28 protein-coding genes are annotated in these 22,554 nt (G+C 74.3%); 14 read left to right on the top strand and 14 right to left on the bottom strand.

Going from position 1 to position 22,554, the window contains the following annotated elements; genetic code table 11:
* Nucleotides 1–332: 332 nt before the first annotated feature.
* Complete coding sequence (locus Sdia_RS06715) at nucleotides 333–746, top strand: GNAT family N-acetyltransferase (RefSeq protein WP_100455435.1); 414 nt, start codon at nucleotides 333–335, stop codon at nucleotides 744–746.
* 375 nt (nucleotides 747–1,121) lie between these two features.
* On the opposite strand, the gene Sdia_RS06710 is transcribed toward Sdia_RS06715, so the two are convergent.
* Together Sdia_RS06710 and Sdia_RS06705 are read right to left on the bottom strand one after the other, a co-directional pair.
* The gene (locus Sdia_RS06710; protein WP_124287331.1) at nucleotides 1,122–1,448 is read right to left on the bottom strand and encodes a hypothetical protein; all 327 of its coding nucleotides are present in this window, start codon (nucleotides 1,446–1,448) and stop codon (nucleotides 1,122–1,124) included.
* Between the two features lie 14 nt (nucleotides 1,449–1,462).
* Entirely contained in the window at nucleotides 1,463–3,583 is a 2,121-nt protein-coding gene (locus Sdia_RS06705) for a hypothetical protein (RefSeq protein ID WP_189500438.1), read from the bottom strand.
* A 385-nt stretch (nucleotides 3,584–3,968) separates the two neighbouring features.
* Here Sdia_RS06705 and Sdia_RS06700 point away from each other — a divergent pair, with 385 nt between their 5' ends.
* The 4 genes from Sdia_RS06700 to Sdia_RS06685 all read left to right on the top strand — a co-directional run bounded on the left by Sdia_RS06700 (nucleotide 3,969) and on the right by Sdia_RS06685 (nucleotide 6,865).
* The gene (locus Sdia_RS06700) at nucleotides 3,969–4,634 is read left to right on the top strand and encodes a class I SAM-dependent methyltransferase (protein WP_185393109.1); all 666 of its coding nucleotides are present in this window, start codon (nucleotides 3,969–3,971) and stop codon (nucleotides 4,632–4,634) included.
* A 346-nt stretch (nucleotides 4,635–4,980) separates the two neighbouring features.
* The gene (locus tag Sdia_RS06695) at nucleotides 4,981–5,376 is read left to right on the top strand and encodes a peptidase inhibitor family I36 protein (protein ID WP_100455431.1); all 396 of its coding nucleotides are present in this window, start codon (nucleotides 4,981–4,983) and stop codon (nucleotides 5,374–5,376) included.
* On the top strand, nucleotides 5,370–6,287 hold the full coding sequence (locus Sdia_RS06690) for a hypothetical protein (protein WP_189400896.1): 918 nt from the start codon (nucleotides 5,370–5,372) through the stop codon (nucleotides 6,285–6,287). The genes Sdia_RS06695 and Sdia_RS06690 overlap by 7 nt, the downstream gene beginning before the upstream one ends.
* Before the next feature lie 65 nt (nucleotides 6,288–6,352).
* The gene (locus Sdia_RS06685; protein WP_100455429.1) at nucleotides 6,353–6,865 is read left to right on the top strand and encodes a DinB family protein; all 513 of its coding nucleotides are present in this window, start codon (nucleotides 6,353–6,355) and stop codon (nucleotides 6,863–6,865) included.
* A gap of 203 nt (nucleotides 6,866–7,068) precedes the next feature.
* On the opposite strand, the gene Sdia_RS06680 is transcribed toward Sdia_RS06685, so the two are convergent.
* From Sdia_RS06680 to Sdia_RS06670, 3 genes are all read right to left on the bottom strand, one after another.
* Nucleotides 7,069–7,278, bottom strand: coding sequence for a DUF397 domain-containing protein (locus tag Sdia_RS06680; RefSeq protein ID WP_189500439.1), 210 nt, complete (start codon nucleotides 7,276–7,278; stop codon nucleotides 7,069–7,071).
* A gap of 160 nt (nucleotides 7,279–7,438) precedes the next feature.
* Nucleotides 7,439–7,648: a DUF397 domain-containing protein gene (locus Sdia_RS06675; protein WP_100455427.1), complete on the bottom strand. Its 210-nt coding sequence runs from the start codon at nucleotides 7,646–7,648 to the stop codon at nucleotides 7,439–7,441.
* Complete coding sequence (locus Sdia_RS06670; protein WP_189500440.1) at nucleotides 7,645–8,481, bottom strand: helix-turn-helix domain-containing protein; 837 nt, start codon at nucleotides 8,479–8,481, stop codon at nucleotides 7,645–7,647. The genes Sdia_RS06675 and Sdia_RS06670 overlap by 4 nt, the downstream gene beginning before the upstream one ends.
* A 106-nt stretch (nucleotides 8,482–8,587) precedes the next feature.
* On the opposite strand from Sdia_RS06670, the gene Sdia_RS29970 reads away from it, so the two are divergent.
* The 3 genes from Sdia_RS29970 to Sdia_RS06665 are packed head-to-tail and all read left to right on the top strand — an operon-like array spanning nucleotide 8,588 to nucleotide 9,362.
* Nucleotides 8,588–8,779 carry a hypothetical protein gene (locus tag Sdia_RS29970; RefSeq protein ID WP_100455425.1) on the top strand — a complete coding sequence of 64 codons (192 nt, stop codon included), beginning with the start codon at nucleotides 8,588–8,590 and terminating at the stop codon, nucleotides 8,777–8,779.
* Nucleotides 8,776–8,898 (top strand): hypothetical protein, encoded by a 123-nt coding sequence (locus tag Sdia_RS29965; protein ID WP_262417661.1) that lies wholly within the window; start codon nucleotides 8,776–8,778, stop codon nucleotides 8,896–8,898. The genes Sdia_RS29970 and Sdia_RS29965 overlap by 4 nt, the downstream gene beginning before the upstream one ends.
* The gene (locus Sdia_RS06665) at nucleotides 8,895–9,362 is read left to right on the top strand and encodes a hypothetical protein (RefSeq protein ID WP_229831563.1); all 468 of its coding nucleotides are present in this window, start codon (nucleotides 8,895–8,897) and stop codon (nucleotides 9,360–9,362) included. The genes Sdia_RS29965 and Sdia_RS06665 overlap by 4 nt, the downstream gene beginning before the upstream one ends.
* A 309-nt stretch (nucleotides 9,363–9,671) precedes the next feature.
* Here the strand turns inward: Sdia_RS06665 and Sdia_RS06660 are convergent, their stop codons facing one another.
* The 3 genes from Sdia_RS06660 to Sdia_RS06650 form a co-directional block, all read right to left on the bottom strand.
* A complete protein-coding gene (locus Sdia_RS06660; protein ID WP_100455424.1) occupies nucleotides 9,672–10,067 on the bottom strand; it encodes a VOC family protein in 396 nt (131 codons plus the stop codon).
* A gap of 9 nt (nucleotides 10,068–10,076) precedes the next feature.
* A complete protein-coding gene (locus tag Sdia_RS06655; RefSeq protein WP_124287337.1) occupies nucleotides 10,077–10,361 on the bottom strand; it encodes a hypothetical protein in 285 nt (94 codons plus the stop codon).
* Nucleotides 10,362–10,857: 496 nt separating this feature from the next.
* Nucleotides 10,858–11,703 (bottom strand): DUF4231 domain-containing protein, encoded by an 846-nt coding sequence (locus tag Sdia_RS06650; protein WP_238156428.1) that lies wholly within the window; start codon nucleotides 11,701–11,703, stop codon nucleotides 10,858–10,860.
* 98 nt (nucleotides 11,704–11,801) lie between these two features.
* On the opposite strand from Sdia_RS06650, the gene Sdia_RS06645 reads away from it, so the two are divergent.
* Nucleotides 11,802–13,205: a hypothetical protein gene (locus tag Sdia_RS06645; protein ID WP_147289603.1), complete on the top strand. Its 1,404-nt coding sequence runs from the start codon at nucleotides 11,802–11,804 to the stop codon at nucleotides 13,203–13,205.
* 87 nt (nucleotides 13,206–13,292) lie between these two features.
* On the opposite strand, the gene Sdia_RS06640 is transcribed toward Sdia_RS06645, so the two are convergent.
* Complete coding sequence (locus Sdia_RS06640) at nucleotides 13,293–14,279, bottom strand: peptidoglycan-binding protein (RefSeq protein WP_100455420.1); 987 nt, start codon at nucleotides 14,277–14,279, stop codon at nucleotides 13,293–13,295.
* A gap of 339 nt (nucleotides 14,280–14,618) precedes the next feature.
* Here Sdia_RS06640 and Sdia_RS06635 point away from each other — a divergent pair, with 339 nt between their 5' ends.
* From Sdia_RS06635 to Sdia_RS06615, 5 genes are all read left to right on the top strand, one after another.
* Nucleotides 14,619–15,266 carry a DUF4232 domain-containing protein gene (locus tag Sdia_RS06635; RefSeq protein WP_100455419.1) on the top strand — a complete coding sequence of 216 codons (648 nt, stop codon included), beginning with the start codon at nucleotides 14,619–14,621 and terminating at the stop codon, nucleotides 15,264–15,266.
* A gap of 145 nt (nucleotides 15,267–15,411) precedes the next feature.
* On the top strand, nucleotides 15,412–15,822 hold the full coding sequence (locus Sdia_RS06630; protein ID WP_100455418.1) for a DUF3224 domain-containing protein: 411 nt from the start codon (nucleotides 15,412–15,414) through the stop codon (nucleotides 15,820–15,822).
* Between the two features lie 138 nt (nucleotides 15,823–15,960).
* On the top strand, nucleotides 15,961–16,242 hold the full coding sequence (locus Sdia_RS06625; RefSeq protein ID WP_229831564.1) for a DUF5133 domain-containing protein: 282 nt from the start codon (nucleotides 15,961–15,963) through the stop codon (nucleotides 16,240–16,242).
* 107 nt (nucleotides 16,243–16,349) lie between these two features.
* A complete protein-coding gene (locus Sdia_RS06620; protein WP_124287340.1) occupies nucleotides 16,350–16,799 on the top strand; it encodes a universal stress protein in 450 nt (149 codons plus the stop codon).
* A 333-nt stretch (nucleotides 16,800–17,132) separates the two neighbouring features.
* Nucleotides 17,133–17,501: a hypothetical protein gene (locus tag Sdia_RS06615; protein WP_185393113.1), complete on the top strand. Its 369-nt coding sequence runs from the start codon at nucleotides 17,133–17,135 to the stop codon at nucleotides 17,499–17,501.
* 7 nt (nucleotides 17,502–17,508) lie between these two features.
* Here Sdia_RS06615 and Sdia_RS06610 read toward each other — a convergent pair whose 3' ends face one another.
* Genes Sdia_RS06610 through Sdia_RS06590 form a run of 5 tightly spaced genes read right to left on the bottom strand, consistent with a single transcriptional unit; the run spans nucleotide 17,509 to nucleotide 22,454 of the window.
* The gene (locus Sdia_RS06610; protein ID WP_124287341.1) at nucleotides 17,509–18,312 is read right to left on the bottom strand and encodes a DUF1295 domain-containing protein; all 804 of its coding nucleotides are present in this window, start codon (nucleotides 18,310–18,312) and stop codon (nucleotides 17,509–17,511) included.
* Nucleotides 18,309–19,019 carry a class I SAM-dependent methyltransferase gene (locus tag Sdia_RS06605; RefSeq protein ID WP_185393114.1) on the bottom strand — a complete coding sequence of 237 codons (711 nt, stop codon included), beginning with the start codon at nucleotides 19,017–19,019 and terminating at the stop codon, nucleotides 18,309–18,311. Before Sdia_RS06605 ends, Sdia_RS06610 begins: the two co-directional genes overlap by 4 nt.
* Entirely contained in the window at nucleotides 19,016–20,377 is a 1,362-nt protein-coding gene (locus Sdia_RS06600; RefSeq protein WP_100455411.1) for an SAM-dependent methyltransferase, read from the bottom strand. Before Sdia_RS06600 ends, Sdia_RS06605 begins: the two co-directional genes overlap by 4 nt.
* Complete coding sequence (locus Sdia_RS06595) at nucleotides 20,374–21,156, bottom strand: DUF1365 domain-containing protein (RefSeq protein ID WP_124287344.1); 783 nt, start codon at nucleotides 21,154–21,156, stop codon at nucleotides 20,374–20,376. Before Sdia_RS06595 ends, Sdia_RS06600 begins: the two co-directional genes overlap by 4 nt.
* Nucleotides 21,153–22,454: an NAD(P)/FAD-dependent oxidoreductase gene (locus tag Sdia_RS06590; protein ID WP_100455409.1), complete on the bottom strand. Its 1,302-nt coding sequence runs from the start codon at nucleotides 22,452–22,454 to the stop codon at nucleotides 21,153–21,155. Before Sdia_RS06590 ends, Sdia_RS06595 begins: the two co-directional genes overlap by 4 nt.
* Nucleotides 22,455–22,554 lie beyond the last annotated feature (100 nt).

The following is a 22,554-nucleotide window of genomic DNA, read 5'->3' as shown; positions in this document are numbered from 1 at the left end:
TCATGATCGAGGTCCCCGCCGGTGGTCCCGCAGACGGAATGCGGGACCGGAGGGGCGCCGGGGACCACGGCCGGGTGGCCGCCGTCAGAAGGTCCCTGGCGCCGGGTCGCGGGACCGGGCGGAGCGGTGTCCGCGCCCTGCGGTGGCGGACGCGCTCCGTCGGTCCGAAGCTGGAGACGGCGCCGCCGGGGCAGCACCGAGGGGGCACAGGTCCGGTTCGCGGCCCTGACCCACGTCAGCCTCTACAGTAATGTAGAACTCACGTCGGTCGGCAAGTGGCCGCCGCATTCCCCGGAGACGGGCCACCTCCGGGCCGAGGCCGGGAGCCGTCCGTGACGCGAGACCCCCGCTCCACGAGACCCGAGTCGGGCGCCGGCCCGGCCTTTCACGCCACCTCCGCGGGGCATCCGGCGGGTCCGCGCGAACTCGTCATCCGGGACGGCGCGGACCGCGAGATCGGGAAGATCGAGTTCCGGATCTGCCGCGCCTGCGGCGCCGGCCACGTCGACTCGGTCACCGTCGCCCCGTCCTGGCAGGGCCAGGGCCTGGCCCGCGAGGCGTTGCACCGCATCCTCCCGGACGATCTCGCCCTCGCCTGGACCACCTCGCGCCAGACCGGTGAGGGCCGCGCCTTCTTCGCGGCGGTCACGGAGGAGACGGGCATCGGCTTCCCGGCGGGGCAGCCGGGGTGCGTCCACCTGCGGGGCGGGGGCCGAGCCGGCACTCCGCCGTCGGACCGCCCTTGAGGAGCCGTGGCGGGCGATGCCGGACCGTGGGTTCGCCGTACGGGGTTCTGGCTGTGGTGTTCCTCGTACGTCGCCTGGGCGCCTTCGTCCCGCTCGCCCTCGGGAACGGTCCGGGAGGTGGCGCCGACGGCGGACAGGTCCCCCCTGCCGGGCCGCCGCGAGGTTCCAGGGCACCGTGGCCCGTGGCCGTGGCCGGCACGATTCCGCCGACCGCGCCCCGGGCGGCTGCGAAGCTCACCCGCCGCACCCGGCGGCGCCCGGAACCTGAATCGGCGGGCGGCAGCCAGGAGACCCGCCGCCCGCTCAGCACCAGGCAGAGCCCGGCCGCGACCAGACAGGCGGCGGCCGACAGGGCCGCGGCGGGGCGCAGTCCGATCACCGGGAGGAAGGGCTCGGCGGGAGTCTGTTCCTCGGCTCCGCCGACGTGGGCGAAGGTTCCGGCCACCGCACCGGCGACACCGAGCCCCGCGGCCCGGAGCAGGCTCCCCCGGCCCCGGCCCCGGCCGCGAGCACCAGCACAGCCGCCAGAGGCCAGAGGAACACCCACCAGGGGACGCCCCCGAATTCCTCGCCGAGGACCCGCCCGGCCAGCGGCGAGACCGCCGCCGCCACCAGCAGCACGACCGCCGCGCCGAACAGCCCGGCACCCCACCACCAGTGCCCTGCCCGCTCCTGCGGCTCCTCGCCGGAACGCTCGCTCATGTTGCCCTCCATGCTCAGGGGGTGGTCAGGGAGTTGAGGCCGACGGCGGTGGCCTTGGTCCGCTGCCCCGTGGTGCACCAGGTGAGGAGTTTCTCCCCGGCCCGGTCCACCGCGAGGTCGCGGGTGCCCTCGCAGGGACCGGCGGCCTTCGGGAGCTGGGCGTAGAGAGTGAGGTCGCGGTCGAGGACCTTGCCGGGGTCCGCCTGCTGTTCCAGGGCCAGGACGGTGCCGGACTCGGTGACGGCGTAGACCAGCAGGGCGCGTTCCAGGTCGTGGATGCGGGGGTGGGTGAATGTCGCGACGGCCTGGAGCGGCTCATCGCCCGTGTGGAGCGTGCGGGGCTTCACCGCGTGGTACCTGGTCCCGCCCTCCTCGTGGACGACTTTGCCGTCCGTCTCCGACGGCAGGGCGTGGAGACTGCCGCCGCTGAGCCAGACGGTGTGGTAGTCGTCGCCCAGGACGGTCAGCTCGGTGACCGGGCGCAGGGGCAGCTCGGTGTCCTCGGGCAGCTCGACCACTTGCACTTCGCGGACCCCGGCGTTGGTGAGCAGCAGCTTGCGCTGGTCGTCCCCGGACCCGCACCAGAGGCCGGCCACAGCGTAACTCTCGCCGCTCACCCGGAAGTCGGTGACGAAGGGGTCCCGTTCGCAGGCGAGTGTGGGGAGGGTGGTGGAGGCAGGCACCGGGACGCGCTGGAGCGAGTCGTACTCCTTGGCGTCCCGGCCCTCCCCGGTCTCCCGGCTCGGGGGCGCGGTGATCTCCGTGTAACGGGGGGTGCCGCAGGAGTGGGTGAGCAGGTGCGGGGTGGCGGGGATCCGGAGGGACGTGTCCGCGCTGGTCACGGTGGAGGCGGTGAGGAGGTCACACCGCTGGTCGGCGTCCATGGAGACGAGGTGGCCGGTGGCCTGGTCGATCTCCGCCACGAAGCTGCCCCTGTTGAGGAAGACGTGCTGGTCCCTGCCGAGTCGCACCACGGGCGGCTGCTGCCGTGGGCCGACGTGGCCGGCGCGTTCGGCGGCGCCGGTCACGAAGGACCAGCCGCGCGGGTCGCCCCCGGAGCGCCGGGAACCCCGGGGCAGCCCCGCCTCGTTCAGCACCTCTCCGGAGTTCCCGTCGAGGGTGACCAGAGTGTTTGCCGTGGCCACGACGTGCACGGTGCAGAAGTCGGAGACGCCCACCTGTCCGAGGCGGCCGCCGGTGTGGGAGACGTCCTTCCCACCCCGGGTTCCTTCGTACCGCACGGTGTACCGCCACCGCTCCTTGCCGTCCGCCGGGTCGTGGCCGACCACCGCGCCCCAGCCGTGCCCCCACTCGACCGCGACCAGGGTGGAACGGACGGTCACCGGGTCGTTGTCCTTCGGACGCCGGGCTCCTCCGTCCTCGTCCACGGGCGGCCCGCTGAGGCGGCAGGTGGTCAGGGCGGCGGGGCCGGGCAGTTCCTTCTCCCAGACGACCTTGGCGGGTTCGCCGTACAGGGCGGGGGCGTGGTGTTCGCCATGCGTCACCTCGATGCCCTCATCCCGCTCCTCCTCCGGGACGGTCCGGGAGGTGGCGTCGAACGTGAGGGGGCCGACGCGCGTGCCCGCCTCGAAGGCGAGGGCCGCGTACCCGGTGCCCGTGGACAGGACGAGTCCGCCGACCACGCCCCAGGCCGTGGCGGCCGTCAGCAGCCGGGCCCGGTGGATCCGGGAACCGGCCACGGCCGGAGGCACCCGGTCCGCCGCGATCCGGTGCAGCAGCACGCAGAGCCCGACCGCGGCCAGGCAGAGTCCGGCGGCGAGGAGGGCGGCGGCCGGTCGCTCGTCGGCGGGCGCGGGGAGGAAGGGCCCCGGCACGGGCTGCGCCTCGGCCCCGGTGGCGTAGGCGCCGATGCCGGCCGGCGTCCCCACGAAGGCGAGACAGGCGGCCCACCGCACACTCCGCGGGGCCCCGGCCCCGCCCAGCAGGAGGAGCCCGGCCGCCAGCGGCCACACCACCACCCACCAGGGCACCCGCCCGAACTCCTCGTCGAGGACCCGCCCGGCCAGCGGCGAGCCCGCCGCGAGCGTCAGCAGGGTCAGGGCGGAGCCGAAGAGGGCCGGCCCCCACCACCAGCGGTCCCACCACTTCAGCGGCACCTCGGCGGTTCTGGGCATGGCGTCGCTGTCGGCACGGTCCGTCACTGATTCCCCCGGTGATGATGCTTACGGGCGCGCGATCACACCCCTACGCCCCGGCACCCGCCTGCCCGCCTGAGGGTGAACCAAACTCCTTACTACGTTGCCCAGTTCGGCCACCGCGCGGGTTCTCCCTCTCCCGCCCGCACACCGCGTGAGGCATTCCCTCCCTCCGGTGCGGCACAGCTCAGGTGGTGCCCGGGAGCCGGCACGGGGGCGTTGCCGCCCCGACCCGCTCCTTCCGTTGCCGGGGCGTCCGAGGTGGGCGTCCGCCCGGCACGACACCGACGGGCACTTGCCGCGTACCCACGCTCGGCCGGCGGCAGGGTCCCCTGGCCTCACGCCCCGCGCTACGGTCCCGGGTATGACCGCACCCGACTCGCTCACCGCCACCCGTGCCGCCTACGACGCCGCCGCCGACACCTACGCCCGGCTCTTCCGCGACTCCCTGCGCGACGCCCCCTTGGACCGGGCCATGCTGACCGCCTTCGCCGAGGCCGTGCGCGGGGCCGGAAGGGGCGCCGAGGTGGCGGACCTGGGATGCGGACCCGGCCACGTCACGGCCCATCTGGAGGGCCTGGGCCTGGTGGCGCGTGGTGTCGACGCCTCCCCCGCGATGATCGGCCTGGCCCGCCGGGCCCACCCCCGTCTGCGGTTCGACGTCGGCTCGATGGCCGAGCTGGACCTCCCCGACGCCTCCCTGTCCGGCGTGCTGTCCCGCTGGTCCGTCATCCATACTCCGCCCGCGGAACTCCCGCCCGTCCTGTCGGAGTTCGCTCGCGTCCTGGCCCCGGGCGGCCATCTGCTGATCGGATTCTGGGCCAGCGAGTCCCCCGCCCACCGGACCCAGGTCTTCGACCACGCGGTGGCCCCCGCCTACCGCTGGTGCCCCGACCACCTCTCCGCCCTGCTGGGCGAGGCCGGGCTGACGGAGACGGCCCGCATGACCCGCGAGCCCCTCCCCACCGACCGCCGCCAGTTCCGGGAGATCCACCTCCTCGCCCGCAAGGCCCCGGCGGCGACCGACTGACCGCACCCGCGCCCACCCGGAGGCCGCGGTGCGGGCGCGACGGCCCGGCACCGCCCGCAGGGTGCCGGGCCGGACCGGTCCGGGCGGGGTGGGCCCGGTCCGGGCGGGGTGGGGACCGGCCCTCCGCCCGACCCACCCGAGGTGCGCCGCTCCCTCCCGTCCCACACCCGGAGCACACACATCCTTCACGGAACGGGGAAAGCGCAGGTCAGAAGCTTGTGAGCAGAGATCCGACCCAAGATCCCCTCACGCCGCGGTCCCCCCGCGCCAAGGCTGCGAGCCTTGCTCCGTCCCGCGGCGACAGGCCCCGGGGCGAGAGACGTGTCATCGACGGAGGGGAATCACCATGGGTCGAGTCAGAGCAGTACGCACGAAGATCGGGCTCACGGCGGGGGCGACGCTGATGGCCGGGCTCGGACTGGGCGCGATCAGCACCCCGGCGCAGGCGGCGTGGCCGGCCTGCGACCCGGGCGCGCTCTGCGCCTTCACCTCGCGGATGGGTGGCGGCAGCCCGGGCCGCGTGTACGGCGACAACAAGAACCTGCGCGTCTACGACAAGTTCGCGCGGGCCCGCTCGGTCTTCAACAACGGCACCCAGTGCAACGTGCGGATCTACGCGGGCACCAACTACTCCGGCAAGAGCTACTACCTGCTGCGCGGCGCCCGCCTCATCGACACCCACGAGGCGTCGAGCGCCGGGGGCGTCTTCCGCAACGGGGTCGGTTCCAACAAGTGGTGCTGACCCCCGTGCGTGCCGCGCTGCTCACCCTGGGCGCGGCGCTCTTCCTGGTGGCCGGGTGCCAGTCGCCCGGCCACCGGGCCGCCACTCCCGCACCGCCCGACCCCCGCCCGCTGGACGGCGTCCTCACGTACGCGGCGGCGGACGAGGCGGCCCTGTGGCAGGCGGAGGAGAGCGCCGTGCGGGCCTGCATGCGCGCACGCGGACACGCGTACCGGGTGGGTGAGGAGGCGGCCGACCGGCGCGCGGCGGGCGACAGCCCGTTCGCGCTGCTGCGACCCGACGAGGCGAGGAACGACGGCTACGGCCTGACCTCCGCCCACCTGGCCGGCAGGCCACCCGACCCCAACGCCGAGCACCTGGCCACCCTCACCGCGAAGGAGCGGCGGCACTGGCGCGACGCACTCCTCGGCGAGGAGGAGAACCACCGCACCGTGGAGCTGCCCGGCGGCCTGGTGATGAGCCACGACCCCGGCTCGTGCGTGAGCCGCGCCCAGACCGAGGTCTACGGCGAGCGGTGGCCCGAGCTGTACTACACGGTGCAGGAGTTGAGCAACGCCGTCATCGGGGCGACCCAGGAGTCCGCCGCCTTCCGGCGGGCGCAGCGGGAGTGGGCCGGCTGCATGGAGGAGCGGGGCCACCGGTACCGCGCCCTGGACGACCCCCGGCAGGAGATCCGCGCCCTGCTGGAGGACGAGGGCGAGACCGGGGACGAGGAGTCCCTGCGGACGGTCGGCCTGCGCGAACTGGAGCTGGCCGGAGCCGACGTGGACTGCCAGGTGGAGAGCGGACTGCACCAGGTGGTGGAGGCGGCCGCGAAGGAGGCGGGCCGCCCGCTCGTCGAGGAGTCCCGGGCCGAACTGAAGCGGTACGAACGGGCCAGGAAGGCGGCCTTGTCCGCCCTCGACCGCTAGGGGGGCCTTCGCGGTGGCGCGGGGCCCGGCCGCCGAGGGCCTCGGCCGCCGGTGATAATCGCTCGATGAGCGACCTCGAACGTCCCATGCCGCCCCTGAACGCCGATGAGCGCACCACACTCGAAGGCTGGCTCGACTTTCATCGCCGCACGCTCGCCATGAAGTGCGAGGGCGTGGACGACGGGCAGGCCGCCGTCGCGTCCGTGCCTCCGTCCGGCTTCACGTTGACCGGCCTCGTTCAGCACATGGCGGAGGTGGAGCGGAATTGGTTCCGCCGCGTGTTCGCCGGGGAGCAGGCCCCGCCGATCTACGACCCGCGGGCCGATCCGGGTGCCCCCGACGGCGGCTTCGAACTGGCGGAGGGCGCCACCCTGGGCGATGCCCTCGCCACCTGGCAGGCGGAGATCGCACGCGCCCGCGCGTGCTGCGCCGACCGCGCCCTCTCCGACACCGGCCGCTTCATGGGCCAGGACGTCAGCCTCCGCTGGGTCTACGTCCACATGATCGAGGAGTACGCCCGCCACAACGGCCACGCCGACCTGGTCCGGGAACGCCTCGACGGCGCCACCGGCGTGTAGCGGCGGATCGCGCCGGCTCGGTCGGGCTCCGGGCGGCGGACGGCAGGTCATGCGCGGTCGGCTCCGACTTCGCGATCCGCGCGGTCCGACGCCGCTCGTGCAGCGTGAAGGGCCCGGGCCGGCCGGCCGCCTCGGGACCGCACGCGCTCGCGGCGGGCGAACGGCCAGGCGGCTCCATCCGGGAGGGCCAGGGATGCCACCGCTCACATCGAGCGGAACGCACCCGTCTTGACGCCGTTCACGAACGACGAGAAGGCGCCTGCGGGGACATCGAGCACCGGGCCGCCCACGGCCTTCGAGTCACGGACGGGGACAGTGCCGTGCGAGGCGGCGAGGTTGGTGGCGACCTCGACGCACTGGCCACCGTTGTCGCTGTAGGAGGACTTGCACCAGCGGGGCGAGGCGTTCGACATGGACGTACCCCTTCGCGGACGGCGGCTCGTGCGCCGAGCGTAGGTCGCGCGACCGCCCCGCGCGAGGGCGCCTTCCGGACCTGGCCGAGAACAGCGAGGAGCCCCGCCACCACTCCCGGAGACGAGGTGGGCGGGGCTTCCTTCCACGCTGTCCGCTCGGTCAGACCGAGCGGAACTCGCCCGCCTTGACGCCGTCCACGAAGGACGAGAAGGCGCCTGCGGGGACATCGAGCACCGGGCCGCCCACGACCTTCGAGTCACGGACGGGGACAGTGCCGTGCGAGGCGGCGAGGTTGGTGGCGACCTCGACGCAGTCGCCACCGTTGTTGCTGTACGAGGACGTGAACCAGCGGGGGGATGCGGTCGTCACGGGGTGCCCTTTCGTAACTGGTTGATCAGGGCCACGGAGGCGGCTTGCGACAGTGCCTCGGCCTGGAGTTGATGGTACTCCGTCAGCATGCTGATGACCGAGGTTCCTTCACGCTCCAAATGGCCTTGCGCCTGCGACTCGGCGTAGCAGATCACAGAGCGATCCGGCAGAGTCAGGATGTTGACCGGCAGATCGAACGTGCGGCGTTCGCCTATCTCGAAAGGCGCGACCTGAAGCACCGTGTTCGGCAGCTCGGCAAACGCGATCAGACGCTCCAGCTGTCGCTTCATCACGGCAGGCCCACCGATGGGACGACGGATACAGCTCTCGTCCATGGTCACGAACACCATGGGTGGACGATCCCTGGCCAACGCAGCTTGCCGCTCCGCCAGAAACTGTACCCGCTCGCTTCCCTGTTCTGCCGTGATACTGCCGCGCCGAACAGCACTTTCAGCCAGCACCTTCGCGCACTCAGGAGCCTGAAGCAGGCCGGGAATGATCCCAATGTTGTACAGGCGGATCTCCACCGCCCGCGCCTCGTACCCCACGTACTCCGGGAAGCCTTCCAGCAGGCTGCCCTGCTTCAGGTCGCGCCACATACGCTCGAAGGAGCCGCCTCGCTCGGATATGCCGAAAACGCGATCCAAACGGCGCGACAGACGCAAGGTCGGAGACTTGCGACCAGTTTCCACGGCCGACATATGCGAACTGGCATATTCGACCCTGTCCGCTACTTCCTGCTGTGTCCAGCCAGATCCCTCTCTCAACTTGCGCAAATGCGCACCATAAGCCGCCTGCGGGCTGCTTTCCGGGTTCAGCTCCTTGCGGTTCAAGGAGGCATCACCAACCTTCCGTGCTCACCTGTCACGTTGATCGCGGTTCGACTCTAGGTCAGCCTGAGTGCTCCCGGTAGCGGAACGGCTACAGAGAGGAACACCCATGCCTGGAATGAACGTTGCGCCGGACGGAGACGGGTCGCGGGCACGTGGGGACTGCCGCGCCTGCGAGGAGTTCCGGCTGGCCGAGGCGGTGGCGAGGGCCGAGCACGACCTGAGCAGGGCGACCGACTGCCGCGTCCTGCTCAGACGCCACCGGAGTACGGCGGAATGCGCGGCCCGGGGGCCCGCGTGAGCACGCCGGACCCGCCGCCGGAGGACGAACCGGGCGAGGACTCCCCGCTGTTGCGGTGGCTGAGGGGCCGTATGGCCGAGGAGAACCGCCTGCGCCGCTGGCTCCGGCGCGCCACGTGAGCGGAGCCTGCCCGGCGGCGGGGGTCGAGTACCTCGCCGAGGTCCACGGGGGTGCGGCCGCCTCCTCCGTGTTCCTCGGCGGGGTCGTCGCCCCGACCCGGCGCCTCGCGCTGCGCTGGCTGCGCCGTCAGGCGCACCGCCTCGCCGACGCCCTCGACCCCGACCCGCGCACCACCCGCCTGCCGCCGGGGGCGCTGCGCCCGGTGGTGCGGCCCGCCGAGCACGCCCCCTCCCAACTCCGCCTCTGGGCAGCCGACCCGGCCTACGGCGAGGAGACCGTCGACCGCCTCGCGACCGGCTTCCCGTACCGCTTCACCGCCCGCGAGGGAGGGGCCTGGTACCAGCTCACAGCCCGCCCCCTGCTGATCCCGAGAATTACGTCCGTCCGTCGGCGTGACGGCGACGGCCGGGCGTCGTTCCTTAACCGAGGAGATACGCGTGACCCCGCCGAACGTACGCCCTGAGGACGACCACCCCGACCCGCCGCGCCCCGCCGCACCGGAAGCCACCGAGCCAGACCTGAAACCCGAAGCCCCCGCCGCTCGTTACGTCCGTTGCCCCATGCTGGCGTGCGGCAGACTGCACGAGATCGCCGACCCGTGGTGACGCGGCACGTCGCCGTGACCGTCGCGGCCCCCGCCTGGCCGGCGTCGGTCGCCGTCCCCACCGCCCGCGCACAGCGGGCCTCTTGACCCCGCCCGGCTGCCTCCTTGGACGGTCAGCAGCCGGGCGGCCCAGCCCCGGACCCGTGCTTTGATCGGGCCCGGGGCTTCTCACGTGCCACCGCCCCCGCCGCTGGGGGCGTGGCTCAGGTCGACCACGCAGAAGATGTTCCCGTCCGGATCGGCGAGGACCACGAAGTCGGGCTCGGGCGGGTACAGATCCCAGTCGACGCGGCGCGCGCCGAGCCCGACCAGCCGCCGCACCTCGGCCTCCTGCTCCTCGGCCGAGTCCGTGAACAGGTCCAGGTGGAGGCGGGGGCGCGGCTCGGGCGGGGAGTCGCTGACCATCAGGGCGAGAGCGCGCCCCGAACCGTCGGCGCGGTCGAGCGTCCGCCAGGTGCCGGAGCGCCACTCCTCGGTCGCCACCAGGTCCAGGGCCTCCGACCAGAAGGCCACCGCCCGGGGCAGATCCGTGACGCCGATGACGGGGAAACCGAGTCGCAGCATGGCACGACCCTAGGGGGCCGGCCCGGCGCGGTCGGTGCGCAAAGGGCGCGAGTCCAGGCACAGCAGCGCGACGGCCGTGGTCGTCACCGCGCAGCCGAGGACGGCGAGCGCCGGGCCCGCCAGGTCGGCGCCGGCTCCCAGGACGTGGTGCGTCAGCAGCAGGGCCGGGCGCTGGAGGACGAACGACAGGGCCCGCGCCCGGGACAGGCGGTCCTCCGGTGCGACCGAGCACCGACGGCGTGATGTGCGCGGCGCGGATCCCGCTGCCGACGGCACGACGGAACCGGCTGCCACGGCACCGGACGCGCCCGGCGTCAGCCCGGGCCCCGGCGGCCCGGCCCCCACCGACCCGAGCCCGCCCGCCGCCATCCGCCCGGGACGCCCGAACGGGCCCCGCACGACGACCGCGAGGGTGACCACCACCGTCCCGGCGCCGCGCCCCGCGCCCCCACGACCATCGCGGTCACGGCCGCGCCCCACCGCTCCTCCCGCGCCGGCGACGGCGGCAGCAGCGACGCCACGGGCAGCGGGAGCGCCGCCGCCCCGGTGAGCAGCACCCCGGCCGCAGCACCGGGTGCGCGAACGCCGTCCGCAAGCCGTCCCGCGCCCGCCCTCTCATCCGGCGGGCCGGGCCCCCCGGGGCGGTGGGGACCACGAGGGCGGGTGCGGGCGGATACAGCCCCCGGTCGACCAGGCGGGCACCGACGCCGGTGGGTGCCGCACCTCCGCCCGCCTCCCCGGGCCGGAATCCGGCCGGCGACGAGCGGCCCGGCCTCCCCCGCCCGAGGGCCTACTCACCGAGCCACTTCGCCTGCCACCCCTGGTTCTGCGCGGCTATGACCCGCTCGCATCGTTCGACGAAGGCGTCGTCGGTGGCGGGGTCGGCGGCCTGAGCGCGCCGGACCGTGAGACCTTCCAGTTCCGCGGCGGTACGGGAGAAGTCCATCTCCTGGTACGCGTACCGGGAGGCCGCGGCGTGCGCGGTGAACGCGGCGGCCACAGTCGTGACCGTCGCGATCCACGCGACGGGCCACTCGTCGCCGAAGGCGCCGGACGCGGCTCCCAGCAGCGCCGCGCCCACGGCCAACGCCAGCTCCACCCGGCGGACGCGGGCACCCCGTCGGCTCATGTACGCCGCCCGGGGCCGGTAGTAGCCCGCGATCTGGTCGGCGACCCGCAGCCTCAGGTAGGAGCCGACATCGGTGACGAGGGGGAGCGCGCGCCGACGCGGAGTGAGGCCGACGGTGTGGCCGGCGAGGTCGGAGGCGTCCGCGAGCGCCCGCTCGGCACGTTCCAGGAGGAGCTGGGAGGCGTCAGCCTCCCGGTAGGGAACGACGTGCGCGAGGTACACGTGGACCTCGCTCTTGAGCTCCTCGCTGAGCGAGCGCAGCCTGGTCCACTCGCGGACCTGCTGGGGACCCGCGTTCCTGGTGGCGAGCGGAACGAGCCCCACCGCGACGGCCGCCAGGAAGGCCAGGCTCTTCCCCGCCTCCTCGCTCCACCCCATGACCTGGGCGGCCGCGGTGCCGAGGCACGCCCCCGTCACGCCCAGCACGAGCCCGGCTCTCCTGGCCCGTCCGATCGAGCGCTTGGCCTGGTCCGCGGCCTGTGACCAGACGCTCTGCCGGTCCCACACCCACCGCACGGCCGAATCGCCTGAATCCCCCACAACTCACGCCCTCTCAGCACTACCGTGAGGAAGCCAGCGTCCCCGACTCGACAAGGCGGAGCAAGATGGCGGAACTGCGAACCGACAGCACAGCGCCGCCCAGACCGAGACGCCCGCCCCGTCAGGCCGCCGTGATCGCCCAGTCCGAGCGCCAGGGCCGCCGTCTGAGTACGGCGGGGTGGATCGCACTGACCCTGGGCGCCGGAGGCATCGGATTCGCCTACGGGACCGCCTCGGCCTGGGCGACCTGGGGGATCTTCGCGGCCAACGCGCTTCTGGTGGTGGCCGGCATCTGGGCGGTGCTGCGGGGGCGGATGCATCTGACTCCCGTCCTGACCAGCATCCAGGGCCTCCCCGCGGACGAGCGGATCGTGGTGTTCCTCCGGTCGTTCAAGGACGACGCCGGCTTCTCCCGGGTGGCCGCACGGCGATGGTTCCGCCTGCTGTTCACCTTCATGCTGCCCACACCCGCCCATCTGCGGACCGAAGAGGACCAGGTCGGCCGCGCGTTCGCACCGTTCGGCCGGATGGTGGCGCTCGGCAGTACGACCGACCGGCTGCCGCACCTCGGCGCCCAGCGCCATTACGCCTCGGACGGGACGTGGTGGAACGAGGTGGTCGCCGCGCTCGACCGCTCCGCCCTCGTCGTGCTGGCCGCGGGGGCGGGCAGGAATCTCGGCCGCGAGGTCAGAGAGCTGGTGAGGCGCGACGACCCGACCCGTCTGGTCCTCCTGGCCGTCCGGGACCACGACCAGTACACGCGGTTCCGCGCGGCGCTGGAAGGCGAGTTCCCCAAAGGACTGCCCGACTACCCGCCGAAGCGCATCCGCCACCGTCTCCTGCGAGGACGCTATGTTCGCGCGGCGATCTGGTTCGACCGCGACTGGACACCGCACTGGGAGATGCTGGACGGCAGGTTCCCCCTGCTCGGCGTCGCACGTCGTACACAGCGGGCTCTGCCGCGCGCCTTGCAGCCCGTCTATCGGCGGGCGGGCGTTCCGGCGCGACTCAAGCCCAGGACGCGGCGCCCGTGGGCGGTGAAGGTGAGCGTGCTGGTGATCGCCACGTTCTGGCTGGCGCCGCTGACACTGCCCCTCCTGCTCGCGGGCCTGGTCCTCGCCGTCGGGGACATCCTCCCGCCCGAGGTTCCCGACCTCTCCCGCGGCTTCGACCCCGGCGCTCTCCTCTCCCTCTACACGAGTTGGCCTCTCCTGCTGTGGTTGCTGGTGGTCGCCGTCTGCGGGTACCGGCTGTGGCGCGGGGGCCCGTACGCCGTCATGATCAGCCGCATCCAAGGCGTCTTCTTCCCCGTGCTGCTGCTGGCAGCCGTGCTGGGGAAGCTGCCCGCTCCGGGCAGGGTGCTGTTCGTCGCCTTCGTCCTGCTGTTGCTGATCGTCCTGAGCATGCCCGTGGCCGCCCTGCTGCTCGTCCGCCGGGATGTGCGCGACTGGGTCGACTCGCGCCTGTAGCGATGCGACCCGCGGTGTCCCCGCCGGTGTCGGGCCGCCCGGGCCCGGTCGCCGGCACCTCACCGGCGACCGGGCCCGTCGGCCGGGTCAGCCCACCAGCGCCTGCCAGGTCACCGGGCCCGCCTCGCCGTCCACGACCAGGCGGTTCAGGCCCTGGTAGGCGCGGACGGCGGTCGTGGTGACGGAACCGAAGGTGCCGTCCACCGCGAGACCCGCGCTGCGCCGGTTCAGGGCGGTCTGGAGGGCGCTGACGTGCTGGCCGCTGCTGCCCTGGCGCAGGGTGTACACGAGCTTGGGCCAGGTCGCGGGGCCGACCTGGCCGTCCGCCACCAGCCCCTTGGACGCCTGGAACTTCTTGACGGCGGCGACCGAGACCGAGCCGTAGTTCCCGTCGGCGACCAGCTTGTGACCCCGCTGCGTCATCAGCCGCTGGACGACGACGACCGTGGCGCCGGACGCGCCCGCGTCCAGCCGGGGCCAGCCGCCGCCCAGGTCCACACCGCGAGCCGTCATGAAGGTGACCGGGTTGGTGATGCTGCCGAGGCCGCCGGAGTGCGTCTCGAAGTGCAGGTGCGGCCCCGTCACGTTGCCGGTCGCCCCCATGTCGGCGATGCGCTGCCCGGCCTTGACCTTGGCGTTGAGCGCGACCCGGTAGGCGCTGAGGTGGCCGTAGTACGTGTACTGGTTGCCGCCGTGCGAGATGACCAGGGCGTTGCCGGTCCGGCCGCCGAGGCCACCGCCCCACGAACGCCGGATGACGGTGCCGGCGGCCGCCGCGTAGACACCCGTGCCGGTCGAGTTGGTGATGTCCTGCCCGGCGTGCGCGGCGCCGCCTCGGGGGGCTCCGTAGTGGCCGCCCTGGGGGAAGTAGCCGAGCGCCGGGTTGGCCCAGGCGCCGTTCTTCGCCGAGGCCGCCGACGCGGTCGAGGCGCCGGTGGTGAGGCCGATGACGGAGAGGCCCAGTCCGGCGCCGAGCCCGGCGAGCAGGCCGCGCCGCGACAGGCCCCCGCGCCGCACCGCCTCCTCGTCCGCCGCGAGTTCCTCGACCGCCGGTGTCGCGCAGGATTCGCACATCGTTCTCTCCTCACAGGAAGGGGACAGCACAGGCAGGAGCGGCACGCGTGAGCGAGCCATGACAATCTCGCGGCCACGCCCCCGTGCGTCACGCGTCCGCGCCGCCCATCGGGACGGACCCTAGGGACGCCGGCCGCGCCCGGCCAGGGCCCCGGACCCTGGGTCCCTGGACCCACGAGCCGACACGCCGCGGGCCGACCCGGTAACAGGAACTGTTCACGTGTAACAGCCATGCAAGAAGATCCGTCCGGGCGGAACGGCGCGGGCGGTCCGGCGGGTCCACATGACCAGCAAGGCTCGCTCCCGGCGAGCACACATCACGACCGCCAAGGACGACCGATGCGCGCTCACAAGATCACCCTCGCCACCCTGGCCCTCGTCACCGGCCTCTCCCTCACCGCCTGCCAGGGCGACGACACCGCCGCGAGCACCGGCGACACCGACGCCGCCGCCCCCGCTTCCTCTTCCTCGCCCTCCGGCAAGGGCGGGGACGCACAGGAGGGCGGAGCGGGTGAGGAGAGCGGGAACACGACCGGCGGCGACTCGGCGACAGACGCCCCCGGCAGCGGCGGCGGCACGATCAACACCGGCCCCTGCGAGACCGCGAACCTCGACATCAGCAGCGCCCACGGCATGGGCGAGGGCACCCTGCACATCGCCTTCAAGAACACCGGCGACGCCTGCTTCCTCAAGGGCTTCCCGGGTGTCGACCTCAAGGCCGACAGCGGCCCGGGCGGCGTCAACGCCAACCGCAGCGACCTGGCGACCCCGACCGTCGTCCTCAAGACCGGCGAGACCACCCGCGCCACCCTCCACTACCCCGCCAACCACTCCGGCGGCTCCGGCGTCGACATCACCCGGCTCGTCGTGACCCCGCCCGAGGAGACCCGCTCCAAGACCATCCCGACCGAGATCAACGTCCCCGTCTCCGACAGCTCCACCTCGGAGGGCGTCGTGATCGACCCGGTCGGCACCGGCAAGCAGTGAGGCCCCTTCCCGGCCGGCCCCCGCGCGCCCCGGGCCGCCCGCGGAGGTCTCCCTCCGGGGCCCCGGGGCGCCGCCCGTCCGGCCGGTCCGCACCGAGCCTGTCGATGTCCTGCGCCCGACCGGAGCGCACGGCTAGGCTCGCCGCATGAGAGCTACAGGAACCTTCACCGTCAGCGGTTTCGCCCCGGCCGATCTGGCGCCCGCCCGGGCCGTGGCGACCGGGACCCCGGCGGGGGTGGCGACGATGCAGAAGCGGTTCGAGGGAGAGATCACCGGCCACTCGGCCACCTTGTTCACGTACGCGCTGGACCACGCGACCAACGTGGGCGGATATGTGGCCATGGAGTCCTTCGAGGGGGCGCTCCACGGTCGTACGGGGACCTTCAACTTCACGCACTCGGCGACGACCTCGGGCGACGACCGCAAGGACGAGTCCTTCGTCATCATCCCGTCCAGCGGCACCGGCCAGTTGACCGGCATCACCGGTACCGGCGGACTGACCGACGAGAGCGACGGGAGCCACAGCATCTGGTTCGACTACGACCTGCCCGCATAGCCGGCCCGCGGCAGGCCCGCCTCGTCCCCGCACGCACCCAGCGGCCACACACGATCACCGAGTGTGATTCTTTAGGCATGGATGCCGCGCGCGGGGACATATGTACAGGAGAGTCCTCCCGACGAAAGGACGCTCCGCGTGCCCACCCCGCCCGCCACCACCACCCCGAGCGCGCAGCGACTGCGCACCCTGCTGTCCCAGTACGCCCAGGTCCGCATCGCCCAGTTCGAGCGGGACACGCCCGCCAACCGCCGCGCCCTCGACGAGGCCACCCGCGCCCTGTGCGCCGCCACCGGCTCGCCCGACATCAAGGCGGCCCTCTTCAAGGCGGACGACCTCCTGGCCGCCACCTGCCCACAGGGCCGCCTCCCCGCACACACGGCCGGCGCCCGGCAGACCTCCCGCGCCCTGCTGGCCTGACGTCCGGAAGCCGGACGACCTGAGCACCCCGTCGGCCCCCTTGCCCGCCCGCACCCGGCGCTTTATTTTACGCCGGAGTAAGTAGTCTCGGGGCGAGGGGAGTTGGCGTGAGCACCTATCAGACCGTCATGGTCGGCACGGACGGTTCCGAGTCGTCGTTCGCTGCGGTCGACAGGGCCGCGCGGCTCGCCGCCGTCTGCGGCGCCGAACTCGTCGTCGTCTGCGCGTACGTGCCGATGCGCGGGCCCGACCTGGCCCGGGCCCAGGACCAGCTGGGTGCCGAGGCCCACCAGGTGGTGGGCTCGGCGCCCGCCGAGGACACCCTCCAGACCGCCCGGGACCGGGCCCGCTCGCACGGGGCGCGGCGGGTCCGGTCGCTGGCGGTGGAGGGCGAGCCCGTCGCCGCGCTGGCGCGGGCCGCGCGGGAGTGCTCGGCCGACCTGCTGGTCGTCGGCAACCGAGGGCTGCGCTCGCTGGCCGGGCGGCTCCTCGGCTCCGTACCGGCGGACATCGCCCGGAAGGCGCCGGTCGACGTCCTCATCGTGCACACCACATGAGCGGCGGCGCCGGGGAACCGGACCCCGCCGTCGAGGAGCTGCTTCTCGGCGACGGCAGGGCCTACACACGGCGTGAGGTCGCCGAGCGGGCCGGGGTGGGGCCCGAGCGCACCCTCCAGCTCTGGCGGGCACTCGGCTTCGCCGCGGTCGACGACGACGCCCGCGTCCCTGCCGATACGACCCGGCCGCGGCAGCCCGGCCGGACCCAGCCCGGCCGGACCCAGCCCGGCCGGCGCTCGCGGCCGCCTCTGAGCCCGGCCGGGGCACCGGCGCATCCGCAACGCCCTCCGGGGGCGAACCACGAGTACCCCCAACCCCGACCGGGAGGCCACCGTGCACACCCCCTTGCTCCGCGCCGTAGGCACCACCACCGCCGTCTACGGCGCCCTGGTGACGGCCCGCCCCGCCCTCCTGGCCCGCCCGTCGGGCCTGACGACCCGGGACGGCGCGGTCCCCAGGGACACGGAGACCTGCCTCCGCCCCCTGGCCTGGCGCGACCTCGCCGTCGGCCTCGCCATGGCCACGGCCCCGGAGGGCCCCGCCCTGCGCACCGCCACCGCCGTCCGCATCGCCGCCGACCTCGGAGACGCCCTGCTGCTCGGCCCGACCCTGGACCGTGCGGTCCGGCCGAAGGTGCTGGCCGTGTCGGTCGGCTGGGCCGCGCTCTCGGTGCTCGGGCTGTGCGCGCGCCGCGCCAGGTGAGGCGTCGCTACCGCCGGGGCGGGAGCGGGAAGAACCCGCTGGTCCGTCCGCGGTAGGCGGCGTACCCGGGGCGTTCGGCCATGTGCCGCTCCAGCAGGGCCTTCCCGCTGCCGAGGACGAGCAGCCAGGACATGGTGAGCGGGGCCACGACGGTGGCCCCGGCCACCGCCGGATCGGCGCAGACCAGCAGGAACAGGCCCCACCAGACCAGGAAGTCCCCGAAGTAGTTGGGGTGGCGGGTCCAGCCCCACAGGCCCCGGTCCATGACGCGCCCCCGGTGGGCCGGGTCGGCCTTGAACCGGGCGAGCTGCCGGTCCCCCACCGCCTCGAAGGCGAGGCCGGCCGCCCACAGCACCACCCCGCAGGCGGCGAGCGCGCCGACCGGCTCCCGGACGTACATCGCGGCCTGGACGGGCAGCGAGACCAGCCAGACCAGGGCGCCCTGGAGCAGGTACACCTTGCGGAAGGCGTAGGCGGCGGGGCTGCCGGGGACCTTGGCGAGCATCTTGGCGTAGCGCGGGTCCTCACCCTGGCCGCGCCCGCGCCGCCCGATGTGGACGGCGAGGCGCAGGCCCCAGAGGCAGGTCAGCACGGTGGCGAGCAGGGCGAGGGAGCCGTCGCCGGGCTCGGGTCGCGTGCGGGAGAAGCCGTACGAGGCGAGGGCGACGGCGGCGAAGGCCGCGCCCCAGGCCACGTCGACGATCCGGTGCACGCCCTCGCGCAGGGCGAGCGCGAAGGTGACCAGCATGACGGCGAGCGCCGCCCCCGCCGCGACCGCGAGCCCCGCCGCGAGTCCGCCCCAGTCGGTCATCGGGCCGCCTCCCCGGAGCCGTACCAGCCGGCCGGGGTCACGGGCGGCCCGCCGGCCCCGTCGCGGCCGGGCCGTACCGCGAGGACCTGGTCGACGCCCATCCGGCGCTGGTCGAAGGCGAGGCCGCCACCGGCGAGGCAGAGCCGCCAGACGCGGGCGGTGACCTCACCGACCAGGGCGACCGCCTCGTCCCAGCGCGCCTCCAGCGTCTCGGCCCAGGCGGCGACGGTGCGGACGTAGTGCTCGCGCAACGACTCGGTGTGCCGCACCTCCGGACCCGCGCCCTCCAGCAGTCCGACCGTCTCTCCGAGCGGCCGCATGTGCATGTCGGGGGCGATGTGGGTCTCGATGAAGGCGCCGCCGCCGGGGGCGTGGGCGCCCCGCGACATCTGCTGGACGAGGGCGCGGCCGCCGGGCCGTAGCCGGTCGTGGATCAGGCGGGTGAACGCCGGGTACGCGGCGTCGCCGACGTGCTCGCCCGTCTCGATGGCGGTCACCGCGTCGTACGCCTGGGCCAGGCCCAGTTCGCCGGGCGACCAGAGCAGGCGGCGCAGGGCGCGGCGGTGCCGCACGACGACCACGGGCAGCGTGCCGGAGGGGTCGGCTGGGCCGGACTCGCTGCCGTCCCAGGGACGGAGGCGGAACGGCAGGGGCCCGCCGGTGATCTCCTCCAGCGACGCGGTCATGCGCTGGGCGGCGCCCTTCACGCGGGGCTCCCCTCGGTACGGGGCGCGGGCACACCGGGCGCCGCGCGCTCCAGCAGGATCTGCCGGACGTTCAGGTAGCCGGTGGCGAAGCCGGCCTCGGAGTAGGCGAGGTAGAAGTCCCACATGCGGCGGAAGACCGGGTCGAAGCCGAGCGCGTCCACCTCGGCCGCCCGATCGGCGAACCGCGCCCGCCACAGCCGCAGCGTCTCGGCGTAGTGCGGGCCGTAGGGGTCGTCGCGGGTCACGCGCAGGGTGGTGCGGGTGCGCGTCAGGTCGTCGACGGCGCGCAGGGAGGGGATCATGCCGCCGGGGAAGATGTACTTCTGGATCCAGGTGTAGGCGGAGCGGGTGGCGAGCATCCGCTCGTGCGGCATGGTGATGGCCTGGAGCGCGATCCGGCCGCCCGGGGCCAGACGCCGGTCCAGGACGCCGAAGAACTCCGGCCAGAACTCGGCGCCGACCGCCTCGATCATCTCGACGCTGACGATCGCGTCGTAGTCGCCCCTCACGTCCCGGTAGTCGCTGAGCCGCACGTCGACGCGGTCGGCGTACCCGGCGTGGGCGACGCGGGTCAGGGCCAGGTCGCGCTGCTCGGCGGAGAGGGTGACGGTGGTGACGCGGGCGCCCCGGGCCGCGGCGCGCAGGGCCAGTTCGCCCCAGCCGGTGCCGATCTCCAGCAGGCGGGTGCCGGAGCCGACCCGGGCGAGGTCGAGCAGCCGGTCGATCTTGCGGTGCTGGGCGGCGGGCAGCGCGTCGAAGGCGGCGGGCAGGGAGCGGAAGACGGCGCCGGAGTAGGTCAGCGTCTCGTCCAGGAAGAGGGCGAAGAGGTCGTTGGAGAGGTCGTAGTGGCGCTGGACGTTGTCCCGCGCGGCCTCGACGGTGTTGCGCTCGGACGCCGGGCGCCGGAGGTCCCACAGGCGCCGCACCCGGTGCAGCGGCGCGGGCACCAGCTCGGTGACGTGCCGTGCCAGCACCCCGAGGACGGCGGGCAGGTCGTCGGCCTCCCACTCCCGGGCCATGTACGACTCGCCGAAGCCGATCAGGCCGCCGACGGCGACCCGGCGCACGAAGGCGTCGGTGTCGCGCACCCGCAGGTTCGGTCCGCCCGTGCCGAGTCGCCGCGTGCCCGGCGCGCCGGTTCCGTCGCCCCACCGCACGTGCAGCGGCAGCCGGTCCAGGGCACGGGTCAGCAGCGCCCGGCCGATCAGGGAGCGGGGCGGGGAGCAGCGGGGCACGGTGGCGACGCCGGGCCACCGGGCGGCGTCCGGCCGGCCGTGGCCGGACGGGGTGTCCGGCGCGGCCGGGTGGTGCGGGGCGGGCGCCTCGGGGGCGCCGGGCGTCGGGACGGACACGTTCATTCCAGGCCCTCCTGGGCGCGGTGTCGGGGACGGGGGACGACGGGCAGGCCACGTGCCCACAGCCGGATGCCGTGGCGGCGGATGCCGAGGGAGACGGCGAGTGTGGAGAAGGGGTGCCGGGCGGCGGCCCGCAGCAGGGCGCCGGTGGTGGCCGGGCCGCGCGTGCCGCGCACGGTGGCGGTGAACCGGCGTACGCCGTCCCGGTCCAGGTGGACGGCGAGGTCGAGGCTCTCGCCGGGTGCGGGGAGCCGCATCCGGTAGGTGCCCGCCACGGTGAAGAAGGGCGAGACGTGGAACTCCTTGGGCGTCTCCGCGCGGCCGTGGGCCGGGTCGGGGCGCAGCAGGTAGCAGTGGCGCTCGCGGTAGGTGTTGTGGACCTCGGCGACGACGCACCGGAGTTCCCCGGCGGGGCCGTGGCACCAGTACAGCGTCAGCGGGTTGAAGACGTGCCCGAGGACGCGGGCGTGGGCCAGCATCAGGACCCGGCCGCCGTCCAGGCCGACGCCCTGGGCGGCGAGGTAGCGGTCGAGGGCGGCGCGGATGGCGGGGCCGGGGGCGCGGCCGGGCGCGGCGGCGCCCGCGAAGTGGTCGCGGGCGTCGAAGCGGGCCAGCGGGCGCAGGCCGCGCGGCAGCCGGGGTATGTGGTCGAGGTCGACCAGCCACAGGTAGGTGCGCCGGCCGAAGGCGTACCGGCGCGGCCCGGTGCGCAGGTGGCGGATCTCGCAGTGGTACAGGGCCGGGGCGGCGCCGGCTCCGGGCGCGTCCGGTGCCGAAGTCACCAGGTCACCCCGAGCCGTTCGGCCGCCCGCACCCCGGAGCGGCAGCCGTCCTCGTGGAAGCCCCAGCCGTGATAGGCGCCCGCGTACACGGTCCGCTCCCCGCCGAGCGTGGGCAGTTCCCGCTGCGCGGCGACCGACTCCGGCGTGTAGACGGGGTGTTCGTACGCCATCCGGGCGACCACCGAGGCCGGGTCGACGCGCCCGTCGTCGCCGAGGGTCACCAGGTACTGCTCGGGCGCGTCGAGGCGCTGGAGGCGGTTCATGTCGTAGCTGACCCGGACGTGGCCGCCCTCGCCCGCGCCGCGCGGCACGGCCCGGCCGCACTCGGGCAGCAGGTAGTTCCAGGAGGCGCGGGCACCGGGCGCCTTCGGCAGGAGCGAGGTGTCGGTGTGCAGCACGGCCGGGTTGGCGGAGTACGGGAAGGCGCCCAGCACCCGCCGCTCGCGTGCGTCCGCGTCGGCCAGCATCGCCAGCGCCTGTCCGGGGTGGACGGCGATCACCACCGCGTCGTACGCCTCGGTCGAGGTGCCCCCGCCGCCGGTCCCGACGGTGACGTGGGCGGCGGAGGCCGTCCGCACCACGCGGCGGACCGGGGCGGAGGTCCGCACGTCCGGGAGCTGCTTGGCGAGCAGGTCCACGTAGGCCCGCGAACCGCCCGTCACCGTCCGCCAGACCGGCGACCCGCTGACCGAGAGCATCCCGTGGTGCTCCAGGAACCGGAACAGGTGACGGGCGGGGTACTCCAGCGCCGTCCCCGGCGCGCACGACCAGACCGCCGAGACCAGCGGGATCGCGAAGTGCTGCACGAAGTACGGCGAGAACGCGTGCCGGTCCAGGAACTCCCCGAGGGTCGGCCCGCCCCGGCCGCCGTCGGCGAGCAGCGCCCGCGCCCTGCGGTGGAAGGCCGTCACGGCGGTCAGCATCCGCACGAACCGCAGGTCGGCCACGTTCTTCGGCTGGGCGAACAGCCCGCGCGGCCCGAGCGCCCCCGCGTACTCCAGACCGCAGCCCTCGCACCGTACCGACATGCTCATCTCCGACTCCTGGGTCTCGACACCCAGTTCGCCGAAGAGCCGCAGCAGGTACGGGTAGGTCCGCTCGTTGTGCACGATGAACCCGGAGTCGACCGACCGCACCACCCCGTCCGCCCCGGTCAGCTCATGGGTGTGCGCGTGTCCCCCGAGCCGCTCGTCGGCCTCGTACACGGTGACGTCCTCCGTCTCCCGCAGCACGTACGCCGCCGTCAGCCCGGCGACTCCGGCCCCCACCACCGCCACCCGCCGCCGCTCCCGCCCCATGCCGCACTCCCCCTCACCCGCGAACACCGACGAACGGGGGCCCGGCCGGCACCCCTCATCCCTCTCTTCGGAGCTGGAGGGCGGAGCGGATTGGAGGCGT

The sequence above is a fragment of the Streptomyces diastaticus subsp. diastaticus genome (assembly GCF_011170125.1).
GTDB lineage: Bacteria > Actinomycetota > Actinomycetes > Streptomycetales > Streptomycetaceae > Streptomyces > Streptomyces diastaticus.
Note: the sequence above shows the minus strand (reverse complement) of the source record. Positions and strands in the feature narration are given on the sequence as shown.